This is a genomic window from Saccharococcus sp. Marseille-Q5394 (assembly GCF_946901335.1).
GTDB classification, from domain to species: Bacteria; Bacillota; Bacilli; order Bacillales_A; family Planococcaceae; genus Sporosarcina; species Sporosarcina luteola_C.
Genome location: NZ_CAMPPQ010000001.1, coordinates 774,573 through 791,604, shown reverse-complemented (window position 1 = coordinate 791,604; position 17,032 = coordinate 774,573). Strand labels below are relative to the sequence as shown.

General features: G+C 43.6%; 17 protein-coding genes. 16 read left to right on the top strand and 1 reads right to left on the bottom strand.

The annotated features are described in order from the left end of the window. Nucleotides 1-79 precede the first annotated feature (79 nt). The 12 genes from OC538_RS03995 (at nt 80) to recO (ending at nt 10,479) form a co-directional block, all read left to right on the top strand. Nucleotides 80-1,411 carry an NfeD family protein gene (locus tag OC538_RS03995; protein WP_262173371.1) on the top strand — a complete coding sequence of 444 codons (1,332 nt, stop codon included), beginning with the start codon at nt 80-82 and terminating at the stop codon, nt 1,409-1,411. A 32-nt stretch (nt 1,412-1,443) separates the two neighbouring features. Continuing rightward, the gene (floA, locus tag OC538_RS03990) at nt 1,444-2,430 is read left to right on the top strand and encodes a flotillin-like protein FloA (RefSeq protein ID WP_251695261.1); all 987 of its coding nucleotides are present in this window, start codon (nt 1,444-1,446) and stop codon (nt 2,428-2,430) included. A 37-nt stretch (nt 2,431-2,467) separates the two neighbouring features. Next, entirely contained in the window at nt 2,468-2,959 is a 492-nt protein-coding gene (locus OC538_RS03985) for a hypothetical protein (RefSeq protein WP_251694369.1), read from the top strand. 47 nt (nt 2,960-3,006) lie between these two features. Further along, the gene (locus tag OC538_RS03980; protein ID WP_251694370.1) at nt 3,007-3,264 is read left to right on the top strand and encodes a hypothetical protein; all 258 of its coding nucleotides are present in this window, start codon (nt 3,007-3,009) and stop codon (nt 3,262-3,264) included. Continuing rightward, complete coding sequence (locus tag OC538_RS03975) at nt 3,254-4,342, top strand: sporulation protein YqfD (protein ID WP_251694371.1); 1,089 nt, start codon at nt 3,254-3,256, stop codon at nt 4,340-4,342. Before OC538_RS03980 ends, OC538_RS03975 begins: the two co-directional genes overlap by 11 nt. Nucleotides 4,343-4,347: 5 nt before the next feature. Further along, nucleotides 4,348-5,307, top strand: coding sequence for a PhoH family protein (locus tag OC538_RS03970; protein ID WP_262173368.1), 960 nt, complete (start codon nt 4,348-4,350; stop codon nt 5,305-5,307). A gap of 65 nt (nt 5,308-5,372) precedes the next feature. Beyond that, nucleotides 5,373-7,499, top strand: a complete 2,127-nt coding sequence (locus OC538_RS03965; RefSeq protein ID WP_251694373.1) for an HD family phosphohydrolase — start codon at nt 5,373-5,375, stop codon at nt 7,497-7,499. A gap of 19 nt (nt 7,500-7,518) precedes the next feature. Continuing rightward, entirely contained in the window at nt 7,519-7,989 is a 471-nt protein-coding gene (gene ybeY, locus OC538_RS03960; protein WP_251694374.1) for an rRNA maturation RNase YbeY, read from the top strand. A 7-nt stretch (nt 7,990-7,996) separates the two neighbouring features. Beyond that, complete coding sequence (locus OC538_RS03955; protein WP_251694375.1) at nt 7,997-8,347, top strand: diacylglycerol kinase family protein; 351 nt, start codon at nt 7,997-7,999, stop codon at nt 8,345-8,347. Nucleotides 8,348-8,369: 22 nt separating this feature from the next. Further along, nucleotides 8,370-8,783, top strand: a complete 414-nt coding sequence (locus OC538_RS03950) for a cytidine deaminase (protein ID WP_251694376.1) — start codon at nt 8,370-8,372, stop codon at nt 8,781-8,783. After that, a complete protein-coding gene (gene era / locus OC538_RS03945) occupies nt 8,764-9,678 on the top strand; it encodes a GTPase Era (protein WP_251694377.1) in 915 nt (304 codons plus the stop codon). Before OC538_RS03950 ends, era begins: the two co-directional genes overlap by 20 nt. Before the next feature lie 15 nt (nt 9,679-9,693). Beyond that, nucleotides 9,694-10,479 carry a DNA repair protein RecO gene (gene recO, locus OC538_RS03940; RefSeq protein WP_251694378.1) on the top strand — a complete coding sequence of 262 codons (786 nt, stop codon included), beginning with the start codon at nt 9,694-9,696 and terminating at the stop codon, nt 10,477-10,479. A gap of 139 nt (nt 10,480-10,618) precedes the next feature. Here recO and OC538_RS03935 read toward each other — a convergent pair whose 3' ends face one another. After that, the gene (locus OC538_RS03935) at nt 10,619-11,998 is read right to left on the bottom strand and encodes a glycine--tRNA ligase (RefSeq protein ID WP_262173362.1); all 1,380 of its coding nucleotides are present in this window, start codon (nt 11,996-11,998) and stop codon (nt 10,619-10,621) included. Nucleotides 11,999-13,098: 1,100 nt separating this feature from the next. Here OC538_RS03935 and ltrA point away from each other — a divergent pair. From ltrA to OC538_RS03915, 4 genes are all read left to right on the top strand, one after another. Then, nucleotides 13,099-14,373, top strand: coding sequence for a group II intron reverse transcriptase/maturase (gene ltrA / locus OC538_RS03930; RefSeq protein WP_262173361.1), 1,275 nt, complete (start codon nt 13,099-13,101; stop codon nt 14,371-14,373). Between the two features lie 173 nt (nt 14,374-14,546). Beyond that, nucleotides 14,547-15,101, top strand: coding sequence for a hypothetical protein (locus OC538_RS03925; protein ID WP_251693436.1), 555 nt, complete (start codon nt 14,547-14,549; stop codon nt 15,099-15,101). 405 nt (nt 15,102-15,506) lie between these two features. Beyond that, nucleotides 15,507-16,136, top strand: a complete 630-nt coding sequence (locus OC538_RS03920) for a helix-turn-helix transcriptional regulator (RefSeq protein ID WP_285846962.1) — start codon at nt 15,507-15,509, stop codon at nt 16,134-16,136. 39 nt (nt 16,137-16,175) lie between these two features. Then, the gene (locus tag OC538_RS03915) at nt 16,176-16,991 is read left to right on the top strand and encodes a pyruvate, water dikinase regulatory protein (RefSeq protein ID WP_251694382.1); all 816 of its coding nucleotides are present in this window, start codon (nt 16,176-16,178) and stop codon (nt 16,989-16,991) included. The last annotated feature ends 41 nt before the right edge of the window (nt 16,992-17,032 follow it).

The following is a 17,032-nucleotide window of genomic DNA, read 5'->3' as shown; positions in this document are numbered from 1 at the left end:
ACTGTTTAAATTGAAACCTTTTAACAATACAATACGTATAGAAGGTATACTGGTTATATAGAAAGAGGTGAATGAACGAATGCGTAAAATGATTGGGAAGTTTCTCCTGTTCATTTTATTCTTATCTGCGATTTCAATCCCTTTTGCTCAGTCCGATGCGGCTGCTGAGAAAGTCTATCACGTAAAAATTGACGCAGCTGTGGAGAAGGGTCTATATGCGTATTTGAAGAGATCCTTCGCTGAAGCGGAAGAGGCGGGCGCTAAAGCTATCCTCTTGGAAATCGATACGCTAGGCGGACATACGGAAGCCGCGGGACAAATCGGGCAGCTAATGCAGGAAACTGATATGGATATCATCGCCTATGTCAATTACAGGGCGATTTCAGCAGGTGCGCTCATTGCGCTATATGCGAAAAAAATCTATATGTCTCCAAGCGGTGTGATGGGCGCCTCGCAAGTAATCAAAACATCAGGCAATGCAGCTGATGTCAAAGCTCACAGCATGTGGGTGGCGGAAATGAAAAGTGCGGCGAAATCACATAATCGGGAAACGTTGTATGCTGAGGCAATGGCCGAACCTTCCATCCCTTTATCCAAGTATCGGGCTGGAAAGGGTGAATTACTGACGCTTACCTCAGACGAAGCAGAAGAAGTCGGTTACAGCGATGGGACCGTTACTTCTTTCCACGAAGTTCTGAAGTTGAATGGTTTGGAAAATGCTGAAATCGTGAAGACTAATGTGACGTTTACCGAAGGCATCGCACGGTTTGTGACACATCCGATCGTCGTGCCAATTCTGTTGTCGATCGCGGGTCTGGGACTTGTGGTGGAGCTATATTCGCCAGGTTTCGGAGTTGCAGGCACAATGGCGCTCTCATCATTGCTGCTGTTCTTTTTCGGACATCTCATTGCGGGTCTAGCCGGGTATGAAACATTGATATTGTTCATTATCGGAATTGTCCTTGTCATACTTGAATTTTTCTTGGCGGGTGGGATAGCTGGCCTTCTTGGAGCGGTCGCTATCGTTGTAAGTATCATTTTGGCGGGGGGCAATCCGATGTTCATGGCATATTCCGTCATGATCGCGATTGCAGTGGCCGTCAGCGGGATGGTGATCATTATGAAGTTTTTCGGTAGGAAATTGCATTTGCTGAACAAAGTCGTCTTGATGGATTCGACTGACACGGAAAGCGGTTATGTGTCGAATATCAACCGGGTTGAATTGCTCGGAAAGAAGGCGGTTACAATCACGCCACTCCGTCCTTCGGGTACGATAGATATGGAAGGTGAGCGGATCGATGTCGTTTCTCAAGGAAGCTACATCGATAGAGGGAAACATGTTATCATTGTGAAGGTTGAAGGATCCCGGATAGTCGTTCGGGAATTCGAAGAAAAGGGGGAAAATGAATAATGGAAGCAATTTTTGCAGCTGGAACTGGAGGTATGATTGTGACGATAGCAATCATTATCGGAGCCATAATTATTCTGTCAGTATTTTTCACACTTGTACCAGTAACACTCTGGATATCCGCATTAGCGGCAGGTGTACGTGTAAGCATTTTCACGTTGATCGGTATGCGTCTCCGCCGGGTAATCCCGAGCAGAGTCGTCAACCCGTTGATCAAGGCTCATAAAGCCGGTCTAAATGTTGGCATCAACCAGCTAGAGAGTCATTACTTGGCTGGTGGTAATGTTGACCGCGTTGTCAATGCATTGATCGCTGCACATCGTGCGAATATTGAACTAACATTTGAGCGTGCGGCTGCTATCGATCTTGCCGGGCGTGACGTTCTTGAAGCGGTACAAATGTCGGTTAACCCGAAAGTGATTGAGACACCATTCATCGCCGGTGTTGCGTTGAACGGAATTGAAGTGAAAGCGAAAGCTCGAATAACAGTGCGTGCCAACATAGACCGCCTCGTCGGTGGTGCTGGCGAAGAAACTATTGTAGCGCGTGTCGGGGAAGGGATCATTTCAACAATCGGTGCATCGATTGACCATGCAAAAGTTTTGGAAAATCCGGATTTGATATCCCAAACTGTCTTGTCGAAGGGGCTTGACTCCGGTACGGCTTTTGAAATCCTATCCATCGATATCGCTGACGTTGATATCGGTAAAAACATCGGTGCAGAACTTCAAACTGAACAGGCGCAGGCTGATAAGAACATTGCCCAAGCGAAAGCGGAAGAGCGACGTGCGATGGCTGTGGCGAATGAACAAGAAATGAAAGCCAAAGTCCAAGAGATGCGCGCGAAAGTTGTCGGAGCAGAGGCTGAAGTTCCTCTTGCAATGGCTGAAGCGCTTCGAACAGGCAACATTGGCATCATGGACTATATGAACTATAAAAATATCCAGGCTGACACAGGTATGCGGGAATCCATCAGTAAAATTGGTGTAGATCAGCAAAAACCGGATACAACAAAAGATTGACGTTTGAGCATAAAGTTCCCGGAAAGGGGATGCACAGATGGAAATACTAATTTTTGTCGTCCTCGGAATCATCAGTATGCTCTTCAAAGGTAAAAAGCCGGAAGATGCAACGAAGACGCAGAGAAGACAACCAACCGCGCAGACGGGTTCTCCTGACCCAATGCGGAAGCTGAAAGAGATGACCCAGGAGATGTACAAGGATATCCAACGAGAATTTCAAACTGAGATTGATGAGCCTCCGAGCAGGCAGTCATTAGAGCGCAAACCACCCCAGGTCATTTCACTGCCTTCCGAGGTGAAAGAAGTGAAAAGACGGGACGGTGCAAAAACAGTGCCGGTTCATGCAGAAAAGCATGATAGGACATCAACTCGTGAAAAAACGCATCGTGGCCGATTATCGGCCCATCAAGACAGCGTAATTTCGAGAGAATCTGTCGAAAATCACGAGATGATTCCGACAAGTGAACAAGACTTGATCAAGGGCATCATCTTCTCTGAAATTTTGGGGCCTCCTAAATCAAAACAATAATCATTGACCCCCTATCCAAATCATAGGCTTGGATAGGGGGTTTTATCTTGAAAAAATTATTTAAAATGAACTCATCTGTTACGATTGAAGAATTTGTTTCGGTCAGGATCACAGGCCCTTATTCCTTAGTGAAACTGGGACCTGACTATGCAGTGATCCGAAGTGGGGACCATATCATCGAGGCGACGGGGGAGGATTTAATCGTCGAAACATTGTCGGAAGAGTTGGCAGTATTCTCTTTTGAAACGATAACTGCTGTTATTATCAAAGAAATGAAAAATGGACAGGATTTCTATGATTCATAAACGGTACAGCGTTGTCCTCACCGGTAAAACGGATCCGGCCAGGTTCCTGTCATTCCTTGTAGGCTACGGCGTGAAGATGTCCGGAGTAATGGAATCAGGAAAAGGAATCCGGTTTCGCACCGATAAAAAAGGAATTCAAGTCATTAGGAAACATAGGCGCCGTTTCAAAATGAAAGTGACTATCAAAACTGCGGATGAAGGTACCGTAGAGAAAAGGGTATTCACGTCCTTCCGTTTTCTTATTGCGTGCATCATTCCACTTATTGCATCCTTATTTCTGTGGAAAATTGAAATTGAAACCGACGTGCCTGAAGTATCTGAACGGATCGGCAACAAATTGGAGGAGACTTCGATCACCTTATTCCGGCCGCTTCACTTGATTCCGGATGAAGGGGAAATCCGAAGATCGCTCATGGTAGAGGATCCATCACTCTCCTGGGTGCGATTTAAAAGGTCGGGAAGCACATTGACAGTTATCCCGATGCTCTCCCCGAAATTGAATGACAGTATTGAAAAATCCGGCCCACCTTCAGATTTAGTCGCACGCACTGGGGGGGTTATTACAGGATTTCAATTAAGCAGGGGAGAAAGGGTCGCGCGCGTACATCAAACTGTGAAAAAAGGAGATTTGCTGGCGACAGGCATACTGGAGCAAGGAAGTAAAAAGACAGTTGTAGGGGCGGAAGGTTCGGTGTATGCTGATTTTTGGTTGGAATATTCTTTTAAGATCCCTAAAAAAGTTGATTACCATCTGCTTGGAGAGGAGAATGTGATTATTCATTGGAGATCTCCCATTGTATGGATGGATGGAAGAATGCCGAAGCTACAATCGTTCATACAGACTGAAAGGTACCGGGAAGATCGTCTGGACCAATTCGACTTGACCGAAGGCATGGAGCAAGATGTCATCATCCCGTTGCTAAAATACAAAATATTAACGGAAACTCAATCCGATCTGATAATAAAAGATGAAAACATTTTACACTTGACGTTTGGAAATGATACAGTTGAGGGGACAATATTATTTTTAATCAATGAGAATATAGCGATAAAAAGACCGTTATCCCAAGGAGACTGAAACTATTGAGCGAACAACTGATACAACTTCATATCGAAGAGCCGAACGAGGCCGTCCTGCTTCTAGGCATTTCCGACCAAAATATGAAATTGATTGAAGAGTCCATGAGTATTTCCATCCTCACCCGGGGTGATACAATTTCACTGGCCGGGGAAGAACAGGATATCATTGCAGGGAAGTTTCTCCTTGAGCAATTATTGAAAGTGATCCGTAAAGGCATCAATATCAATTTACGTGATATTTCCACTGCAATTGAAATGGTGAAAAACGGAACGATTGAATACTTCGCCGAGTTATACGACGAGGAGATAGCAAGGACTGCAAAAGGGAAGGCAATTCGTGCAAAGACGATCGGCCAGCGTGAATATATCCATGCCATCCGAAAGAATGACCTTGTTTTCTGCATAGGGCCAGCCGGAACTGGAAAGACATACCTTGCAGTCGTTCTTGCTGTTCAAGCAATGAAGTCAGGATCCGTGAAAAGAATCATTTTAACGCGACCTGCCGTCGAGGCCGGTGAAAGTCTTGGCTTCTTGCCGGGCGATCTAAAAGAGAAGGTGGATCCTTACCTGCGTCCACTCTATGATGCCCTGCACGACGTTCTAGGCGCGGAACATACAGAACGGCTCATGGAGCGCGGAGTGATCGAAATCGCTCCCCTGGCGTATATGAGGGGGCGTACGCTTGATGATGCATTTGTCATCCTTGATGAAGCTCAGAATACAACAAAGGCTCAAATGAAAATGTTTTTGACACGTCTCGGATTTGGTTCCAAAATGGTGATTACTGGAGACAAGACTCAAATCGATTTGCCGCGGGGAGTTGAATCAGGGTTGAACGCCTCCGAAGCGATTTTGAAAAATGTCTCTGAAATCCATTTTCAATACTTGGAGCAGGGTGACGTCGTCCGACATCCAATTGTTGCGAAAATCATCGAAGCATATGAAAGTGAGCAGTCATCCTAAAATGACTGCTCTTTCATCATGTCAAAATAGGATGATCAGATAAAGAGGGAAAGGGGGGATTGTTTATGTTTACACTGATCAGAAATCTTTTCAAATCCTTGAAATTCAAATACTTATCATTATTCATCATTGGATTGGCAGCTATCGCATTATTTTCGCTAATGCACGGCAATGTAAAGCAGGAGACATATGAGCTCCATGAATTCAAAATATCTCCGAAAACGATTCGATCATTGAAAACAGTTGAAGACACTGTTAAGACGGAGCAGGAAAAACGGAGAATCGAATCCGAAGTGACACCGTTTTACCAGTTCAATGAGGATGTTGCAAAGAATAGAGCGGCCATTGCCATTAACTTATTTGATTTCATCATTGAGGAGAAACAGCAAAACACCCCCGACGTCGAAGATCCAGATAAAGTAGTGAAAACACGTGCGGAGCAAATCAAGGAAATAAGGGAAAAGTTTTTAAAATTAGAGGAAGAGGAGCCGGGCCTTCGTCTGACCGATGATGCAATTGCGAGCCTGTTGTCTAGGGATATACCAGTCTTGCAGAAAATCCAGAGTGCTATTGCAAGTATCATCACTGAAGAGCTGTCCAAACCTGTACGGACAGGTGATCTGTCCACAGTCCGATACGAAGTGGAAAGGAAGCTACGATTATCCGAAGCAATTCCTCCTGCGGAACTGCAGACGCTAATCACCCTTGGCAGATCATTAGTCGTCGAAACGGAAACAATCAACAAAGGATTGACGGACAAACGAATTGAAGAAGAAAAAAATGCGGTTGAGCCTACGAGGATCCTACAAGGACAAGTCATCGTGCGGGAAGGACAATTCATCGACTCCGAAATTTATAGACAGTTGGAATTGACTGGGCTATTGAAGAATCAATCCTCCACCAAACCTATGGCGGGTCTCATCATGTATGTGATTTTTATATCAATCATTGTTTTTATGCATTTTGTTACGTGGCAGGAAGACAATAACAAGAAAAAGAAAGCATTGTTGATCATCTATTCCATCTTTTTCATTCTCGTAATCATGATGAAGCTTATCAGTTTGATTGACAGAGAGTTCGATGTGCAGGTCGCTTTTCTATTTCCGACAGCACTAGCACCCCTTCTAGCAAAATTACTTACGAATGAAAGACTTGCTTTCATGTTGACAATCATCACAGCTTCGACGGCAGGTATTATGTTGCAGGAAGGTTTCGCCGCAATCATGCAGATGGAAGTCGCTCTGTATATTTTGTTCAGCGCAATCATTAGTATCTATGTCTTAGGGGACAATGGAAGAAGATCGAATATATTACGGACAAGCCTTTTTGTTGCAGCTTCTAATATTCTTTTCATAGGTTTCTATTTGTTGATGACACAATCATCGTATGAGCTGTCCGAGTTGCTATTTTATTTAATTGCCGCATTGGCTTCGGGAGTCATTTCGGGTGCCTTGACAATAGGGTTGATGCCCTTTTTTGAATCCGCTTTCGGCTTGCTTTCTGACATGAGGCTGATTGAGTTATCAAATCCAAATCATCCGCTATTGAAAAAAGTGCTCACCGAAACACCAGGTACATATCACCATAGTGTCATGGTCGCTAATTTGGCAGATGCTGCTTGTGAATCAGTAGGCGCGGATGGATTGTTGGCGAGGGTAGGCAGTTATTATCATGATATCGGGAAGACGATACGGCCGGGATTTTTCATCGAGAATCAACATGGCACTGTGAACCCGCATGATGAATTGCCGCCGGAAAAAAGTCGTGATATCATTATTGCCCATGCAAATGACGGGGCTGACCTGCTTGCCAAGCATAAAATGCCGATTGAAATCATCAATATTGCAAGACAGCATCATGGAACAAGTTTTTTAAAGTTTTTCTTTGTAAAGGCGAAGGAAATGGGACAGGATGTAGTGGAGGATGACTTCCGGTATCCCGGTCCAAAACCTCAGTCGAAAGAAATTGCTATTATTTCAATTGCGGATAGTGTGGAAGCAGCAGTGCGTTCATTGAAGGAGCCTACTCCGGAAAGAATCGCCAAATTGGTAAAATCAATTATCACTTCCAAACTGAATGATGGGCAATTCGATGAATGCGACTTGTCGATGAAGGAATTAAAAACGATTGAAAATGTCATCTGCGAAACGTTGAACGGCATTTTTCATAGCCGGATCGAGTATCCGGACTGATCGGAAGGAAGGCGAAAGAATGCTGGATATTTATTTTAATGATGAAACGGGAAACGTTACCGAAGATATTACCCGACTGGTAGAAAGTTTATTGAACCATGCTGCCGCAATGGAGGGGCTATCTGATCATCCTGAAGTGTCCGTCACTTTCATGACGGATGATGAAATCAGGAAAATAAATGCTGAATACAGAGGTAAAGACAAAGCGACCGATGTCATTTCATTTGCATTAGAGGAGATGGCGGAAGGGGAAGTCGCAATTGTACAGGAAGAAGGCATGCCGGTAGTTCTTGGGGACATTCTCATTTCTATCGAGACAGCAGCGCGTCAGTCAGCTGAATACGGCCATGATAATAAGCGGGAAATCGGTTTTCTTGCATTGCACGGGTTCCTCCATCTACTTGGATATGACCATATGACGGAAGAAGATGAAAAGAGGATGTTCGGAAGGCAAAAAGAAATCCTCGCTTCTTTCGGCCTTGAAAGGTAAGTAAGGAATGCACCCTTTCTTCAAGTCCTTTTATTATGCGTTCAAGGGGATCCGGCATGGCTTTCAGACTGAAAGGAACTTCAGGTTCCATGTACTTGCTATTGCTGTCGTGACGACTGCAGGTGTTTTAACAGGCCTCACTGCGACAGAGTGGTGCATCATCTTCATTATGTTCGGCTGGGTTACCGCTTTGGAATTGATCAATACGGCGATTGAACGCACTATCGACCTCGTTACGGAAGAGATTCATCCGCTTGCAGGACAGGCGAAAGATCTTGCTTCAGGAGCCGTTTTGATATTCGCATTTTTCTCCGCTATCATTGGTCTGATTATTTTCATACCGAAATGGTTCTCATAAAAATTTACGTAGAGGTGTAATTATGGATAAAGTGAAATTGATGGAAGAAGCAAAAACAGCACGTGAAAAGGCATATGTGCCATATTCAAAATTTCCCGTCGGAGCGGCGCTTTTAACCGGTGATGGGAAAGTGTATCATGGCTGCAATATCGAGAACTCAGCTTATAGCATGACAAATTGTGCGGAAAGGACCGCATTCTTTAAAGCAGTTTCAGAAGGAATCACTGACTTCAAGGCATTGGCGGTGACAGGCGATACGGAAGGCCCGATTTCACCATGCGGCGCATGCAGACAAGTGATCGCTGAATTCTGCGATAGCGACATGCCTGTCTATTTAACGAATTTGAACGGTAAAGTGTTGGAGACGACTGTAAGGGAATTATTACCGGGTGCGTTTTCCAAGGAGGATCTTAAATATGCAGAAGGACAACAATAATTTCAAGTCAGGCTTCATATCGATCATCGGCCGGCCAAATGTTGGCAAATCAACATTTTTGAACCGCGTTGTAGGTCAGAAGATTGCAATCATGAGTGATAAACCGCAAACGACCAGGAACAAAGTGCAAGGAGTTGTTACTACGGACAACTCTCAGCTGGTATTCATCGATACGCCCGGAATTCATAAACCGAAGCATAAGCTAGGGGATTTCATGGTGAAGTCGGCACGAAATACGTTGAAGGAAGTCGATGTCATCATGTTCATGGTGAATGCCAATGAACCGATTGGCGGAGGGGACAGGTTCATCATCGATTTATTGCAGAATACGGAAACACCTGTTTTCCTAGTGATCAATAAAATCGATCTCGTCCATCCAGATGATCTATTGACGACAATAACATCTTACACTAAGGAATATGACTTTGCAGAAGTCGTTCCCTTATCCGCATTGAATGGCAATAATGTCGAAAGATTAATGGAAACATTGGCCAAGTACTTGCCGGAAGGACCGAAATACTATCCGGATGACCAAGTGACGGACCACCCTGAACGCTTCATTATTTCTGAATTTATACGGGAAAAAGTACTGCATTTGACCCGAGAAGAAATTCCGCATTCCGTCGCTGTCGTCATTGAAAAGATCGAAAGGGATGAAAGCCGCGGACTTGTTGACGTGGCAGCCACTATTATCGTCGATCGTGATTCTCAAAAAGGGATTGTCATAGGTAAAAAAGGCGCCCTGTTGAAAGAAATCGGAACGAAGGCAAGGCATGACATCGAAATGCTATTAGGTTCGAAAGTTTACCTGGAGCTCTGGGTGAAAGTGCAGAAGGATTGGCGCAATAAACCGGGACAACTTAGAGAATTCGGATTCCGCGAAGACGAATATTAATGAGGAGTGATGTCCTTGCTGAATAAATGGGAAGGGATCATCCTCAAGAGCATTCCATACGGCGAAGCGAACAAAATTGTCACTCTCTATACACGAGAGGCGGGAAAAATGACTGCGATGGCACGGGGAGCAAAAAAACCTGCGAGTCGTTTAGCAGCCGTTACCCAGACGTTTACACACGGATATTATCTTCTTAGAACGGGGCGCGGAATGGGGACGTTGGAACAGGGCGAACCAATTGATTCGATGAGGCATATCAGGGAGAATCTAGAAGCGACGGCTTATGCCAGTTACATAGTGGAACTCATCGACCGATTGACAGAAGATCGGGGACAAGGCTCAAATGTCTTTGGGTTGTTGCATGAAGCGTTGCATGCTATCAACGAGCAATATGACCCCGAAGCCATTGCTTTATTTGTGGAGTGGAAGATGCTGCCTGTTGCGGGTGTCCATCCTGTGCTTCATCAATGCGCGAATTGCGGAGCGACGGAAGGGGAATTCGCTTTCTCGTTTCAGGAGATTGGATTCCTTTGTCATCGATGCTTCCAAATCGACCCTTATCTTGTAAGAATTACGCCTACTCAGCTTAGGTTGATACGCACATTTTTCACTGTTCCGATCCAGCAAGTCGGTTCCCTGGATCTGAAGAAGGCGACGAAACAATTTATGAAAAAAATTGTTCGGACGGTTTACGATGAACAAGTGGGGGTCCGCTTGAAGTCACGGTCTTTTCTGGACCAGTTGGAGCGTACCCCAGAACTATTGCCGCAAAAAGAAAAACCGGAAGAGAAAGGTGAATGACCTTTCTCTTCCGGTTTTTTGTAAATCAATTAAGCTTTGGCGTAATTGCATCCAAATTTTTATCGAGCTAGGCTCGATAAACTCCCCTGAAAATCCGTGACATCTGCCGGAGGCTTTAACTTAATTCAGCTGAATTAAGTTAAAATTCGAGATGTTTTTCGATGTACTCCTTTACATCCGCAATCGGCATACGAACTTGTTCCATGGAATCGCGGTGCCTTACTGTCACTTGGCGATCTTCCTCCGAGTCGAAATCGTATGTGATGCAGAATGGAGTCCCGATTTCATCCTGTCTGCGGTAACGTCTACCAATGGATTGGGAATCGTCATATTGTGTCGCAAAATGCTTGCGCAGTTCAGCATAGACCTCTTCAGCACCTTCCGATAGCTTTTTGGACAACGGAAGGACAGCCGCTTTAATAGGCGCAAGTGCAGGGTGGAAACGCATGACAGTCCGTTTGTCGTCTCCCTCAAGCACTTCTTCATCAAAAGCATCGCATAGGAATGCGAGAGTTACGCGATCCGCACCGAGAGATGGCTCAATGCAATAAGGGATATATTTTTCGTTCGTAACTGGATCTTGATAATGGAAGTCTTCACCGGAATGTTCCATATGTCGAGACAAATCGAAATCTGTACGGTTCGCAATGCCCCATAGCTCTCCCCATCCGAATGGGAATTTGTATTCGATATCCACTGTTCCTTTGGAATAGTGGGAAAGCTCGTCAGCGTTATGCTCACGCAAGCGCATGTTTTCAACCGTCAAACCAAGGTCCACCAGCCATTTTTCGGAGAAGTCTCTCCAATACTCATACCATTTCATATCTTCACCAGGCTTACAGAAGAATTCCAATTCCATCTGTTCAAATTCACGAGTACGGAACGTGAAGTTTCCTGGTGTGATTTCATTACGGAAGCTCTTTCCAATCTGCGCGATTCCGAAAGGCATCTTTTTACGCATCGACCGTTGAACATTTTTGAAATTGACGAAAATCCCTTGTGCCGTTTCTGGACGCAGGAAGATTTCATTGGCAGATGAATCGGTAACGCCTTGTGAAGTTTTGAACATCAAGTTGAACTGTCGAATTCCTGTATAGTCCATCGCACCGCATGTCGGGCAGACGATGGCATGTTCCTGAATAAGTTCTTCCATTTTCTCAAATGGTAGACCGTCTACGACCAGTTCAATGCCCTTTTCATCCAATGCATCTTCGATTAGCTTATCTGCACGGTGACGTGTTTTACATTTTTTGCAATCGATCATTGGGTCATTGAAATTACCGATATGACCGGAAGCTTCCCATACTTTCGGGTTCATGAGGATCGCAGCATCGAGTCCTTCGTTATAAGGAGATTCCTGCACGAATTTCTGCCACCAAGCACGTTTGATGTTATTTTTCAGTGCGATGCCGAGTGGACCGTAATCCCAAGTGTTCGCCAAGCCGCCGTATATTTCCGATCCTGGAAATACAAAGCCCCTTTGTTTCGATAAATTGACAATCTGTTCCATTGAATACATGTAAAATCCCTCCAATTAAAATAAGCACCCATCCCCGGACATGAAGTCCGAGGACGAGTGCGTAATGACCCGCGGTTCCACCTCGATTGGCCGCCAAAGCAACCCTCTTAAAGTAAATAGCTCCAGGTTGCCGTTTCATGCCAATACGGGCTTCCACTATCCCCGTTCGCTTAAGGTGGCATTACTTATTGACCCATCTCCGCCTATTGAATTCTGTATTAGTGTAGCACGCTTCCTCATTCTCTGCAATCCATATTGCCATTCTCATTCCATATAGCCTGTTATTTTCATTTTTATAGTGAAATCAAAGCCGTGTTGATTTCCGTTCCGAGCGTACGCTTTCCGTGGGGCGTGCGGTGAGCCTCCTCGTCGCCAAAACCGTGCGCCTGCGGGGTCTCACCTGACACGCTGATCCCACAGGAGTCGCCGCTCTGCACTTCAATCAACAAAAAGCACCTTGTAAATAAAAAATGCATTGACCATAAGAAAAAAAATAGTAGAAATTTGTTTATTACCAATCAATGGAACTTGTCATTCTTTTAGAACGTTTAAGTATTAGGTCTGTTGTTGTTCAACTAAAGAGGCAGTTGTGCGGCCGAGCCTAGGTCGTATCATATAGCGGGTGGGATTCCCGCCGAGAAAGAACTAGCCATTCACTCGTAGCGAGTCTTGGAGGGCTACTGGTAACAGTAGCCTTTAAGCGTAGACAGTTAGGTGGCGGGCCGAAAGCCAAATGGTTGAAGGGATTGAGCTCCAAAATGTTAGTAAACGAGAGGGCTGATGCTTTAACTGCGGCAGAAAGCTACATTTTATCCTTCGCTAAAGGCAAGATGGATAAAACCTCTCTGGGGTCAGAGACCTTGGCACGTCACACATTGATATGATACGGCAACTCGGGAGGCCCTACCGGTCTTTTCTTTTTTTTTTAGAAGAGTATGGTGTACAAGCGATAATAAGCAAGGAAACCAAATGCCGTTGTAGGGAGTCGGATAGCAGCGTAGTACCAATGAAGTTGGGTAATGCCAATGGAGGAAAGGCTGCTACCAAGTTACCACCCTTACTAGGGACACATTTACTACACGCAGAGGTAGGGATAATAAATGGAAACAAAACTATTAAGGATAGCAGAATTAGCTAAATCTGAAACGAGAATGAAATTTACATCTCTTGCACATTTACTAAATAAGCAATCTCTAGTTCAATGCCATCATGAATTACCTAATAAGAAGGCAACTGGGATTAATGGCACAACTAAAGAGCAATACAGTGAATCACTAGAAGAAAATATAGTGGACTTAGTAAGTAGGCTTAAAAGTAAAAGTTATCATCCTGTTCCTGTAAGGAGAATGTATATTCCCAAGCTGAACTCCAACAAGAAAAGACCGTTGGGGATACCGGAACATGAAGATAAGATTGTACAGAGAGGCATTACAAAGATACTAAACGCCATCTATGAAAATGATTTTCTAGACTGCTCATTTGGGTTCCGTCCAAATCGTAATTGCCACGATGCCTTGAAGATATTAAATCATTATATTGAAAAGAGATCAGTAAATTATGTAGTAGATGTAGATATCAAAGGATTCTTTGATAACGTTGACCACATATGGATGATGGAGTTCTTAAAACTGCGAATTGCTGACCCAAACCTACTAAGAATAGATAAAGGTACACCGCAAGGTGGTGTTATATCTCCGATACTTGCCAATCTATATCTCCATTATGTCTTGGACCTATGGTTCGAGAAGAGGGTTAGGAAACAGTGCAAAGGGCAAGCATACATTGTTAGATATGCAGATGATTTTGTTTGTTGCTTCCAATACAAGAGCGAAGCGGAGGAATTCTTTCAATCATTAAAGGTGAGATTACAGAAGTTTAACTTAGAAGTAGCGGAGGATAAAACCAAAATTATTCCCTTCGGAAGATTTGCGGAGAAAGATGCAAAACAAAAGGGAAATAGCAAACCTGCGACCTTCGATTTCCTTGGTTTTACACATTATTGTGGGAAGAATAAACAAGGATATTTTCGAGTGAAGCGGAAGACAAGCAGGAAGAAACTCCGGGGAAAACTAAGAGAAACCAAAGAATGGTTAAAGAATAACAGAAATAAAGATATTCATATGATTATGGATAGATTTAAACGCTCGCTTGTAGGTTATTACAACTACTACTGCATCACGGACAACACTCCAAGTGTTCACCAATTTAAAGACAAAGTCTTATACTTACTCTTTAGGTGGCTCAATAGGAGAAGTCAAAGAAAATCCTTTACGTGGGACAAATTCAATCTCTTTCTTCATAAGTTTCCTTTACCTTCACCAAGAGTTAAGGTGAATATATATGACATAAGAAAAGAAATTGGCTATATTTTGTAAATGGTGACTTGGAGGAGCCGTGTGCGTAAATAGCGCAAGCACGGTTCTGTGAGGGGGGAGGAACACAATCTACCGTAAGGTAGAGAGGTTCCCTTCTACTCGACTAGTTGAATAAGGAATGATTGTAACTGAACAGGATAAACTAAACCTAAATATAATTTAGGGTGATGAAATTGGATAAAAGTAAACCTCTCCTATTGGTTTTGGTTCTATTTGGTGTATTCATTTACGGGTTGTATGTTGGAACAGTAAATGCAAAACGGAACGATACTCCTAAATCTTTTGAGGAATTATTTCCTGAAATAGGGTACAAATCGGTGGCTGCTGCAGTAAACGATTTTGAACATCATATGAACCAGGATCTTAAATTACCGACAAGAGTACCCCCAATTAGCTTTACTCATTACTTTGGTAGGTTTAGTAATCTGGATGGCGAGATAAACGATACGTTGGAAGTCAAATTCATAAGTGACCAATTACCTGACCATCATTTCAAAATCGATGTTCGACCTATACAGCATAAAATTACAATTGGAAAATATAAATCAAAAGTCTTTAAGATGAAAAATGGAACTACTGCAACATATATTGACGACCTGAAATTTGGTTTTAATATGTTAGTCTTCGAAAGAGATAATTGGCAATATATGTTTAGTGTTGATGCAGATGTATCTGATAAAGTAACCCCTGAAATACTCGTTCAGATAGCAAATTCTATTGATTCCTAATTCAACTAACGGGTGCGTTAGCATAACAATACCCGGAAGGACCTTTTCTATACTAATGAGATATCAACATATTCTATAAAATAGCCTATTATAAAATATTCCCATTGATTGAAGTGCAGATTGGCGACTCCTGCGAACGTCGTTACGAAGAACGACGTTTGCGAGCACAAGCGTAGCATTGCGAGCAGGATATAGGATGCCTTAATTTCTGCAGAATACGCAGAAATACGGCAAATCGAACCCTTCGCTGTTCGATTGGCTGAAGCCGTGCCCGCGGAAAGCGTCCAATTGGAACGGAAATCAAAGTTACTATTACAGAAACCAAGCCATCCGGTTAGGAATTATGGATGGAAAATGCTATACTTAGCAAGGATATATTATCGAACGATTAGGGCGGTGATTCATATGGAATTGAATAAGCGCCAGAATGAAATCCTTGAAATTGTCAAAATGGATGGTCCTATAACTGGTGAACAGATTGCTGAAAGGTTGAGTCTGGCAAGAGCCACTATAAGACCCGACTTGGCAATACTGACAATGGCAGGCTATTTGGATGCAAGGCCACGTGTCGGCTACTTCTATTCAGGGAAAAAACCAGCCCAATCCATTGCTGACGACATGAATAGCATGAAGGTCGGTGATTTTCAGTCCATACCTGTAGTTGTCAATGAAAATGTGACTGTTTACGACGCTATTTGTCAAATGTTCCTAGATGATGTTGGTACGTTGTTTGTCGTAGATAAATCCTCTTATCTGTCAGGGGTTCTATCACGCAAAGATCTTTTGCGGACGAGTCTTGGCAAAAGCGAACTGGATAAAATGCCGGTACATGTCATTATGACAAGGATGCCGAATATTACATATTGCAAGAAACAGGACTCCCTTATTCAAGCGGCAAAAAAAATGATTGAACAACAAATCGATTCTCTCCCTGTCGTTACCATCAAAGAGGAAGGACTGGAAGTGGCGGGAAGAATCACAAAGACGAATATTACCCGTGCATTCCTTTCGCTGGCTGAAGACCATGAACTATAAGCGGTTGCCTTCTGAGCAAAAAGAAAGAGGAGTGATACAATGAGAAAGTTGACATTGTTCATCGTTTCCGATTCTGTCGGTGAGACAGCGGATTTAGTTGCCAAGGCAGCGGCTAGCCAATTCAGACAGGATCTTGAAACAGTATCGACAAAACGTTTTTCGCATGTCGAAGATGAAACCCAATTGCGGGAAATTGCCTATTTGGCAAAACGGCAAAATGCAATTATTATCTATACACTTGTAAAGAGCTGCATGCGGAAGAAATTGAAAGAGGAATGCCAAATCAATGGATTGCAATGCATCGATCTGCTAGGGCCGATCGTCAAAGAAATCGGCACATCCCTTGATGAAAAACCTTTCGAGGAACCGGGGCTTGTCCGCCAGTTGGATGATGATTATTTCAAAAAAATTGAAGCGATCGAATTTGCCGTAAAGTATGACGATGGCCGGGATCCTCGAGGCGTCTTGAAGGCGGACATTGTTTTAGTTGGCGTCTCACGTACATCGAAAACGCCTCTATCACAATATCTCGCTCACAGGCGATACAAAGTGGCGAACGTACCGCTTGTCCCGGAAGTTGATCCTCCAGAAGAATTATATAATATAGATCCTAAGAAATGCTTTGGCTTGGTTATTTCTCCAAGCGTGCTAAATTCTATCAGGAAAGAAAGATTGATAGCGCTAGGCTTGAAGGATGACGCAAATTATGCGAGAATCGAACGCATCAAACAAGAATTGGAGCATTTTGAGAAAGTGGTCTCAAAAATCGGCTGTACCGTCATTGATGTTTCAAACAGGGCTGTCGAAGAGACGGCTAACCTGATCTTAACCGAAGTTGCCAATCGCAATTCATAATATACGCAAAAGAAGGACCACCCAGTAATAAATGGTTGGTT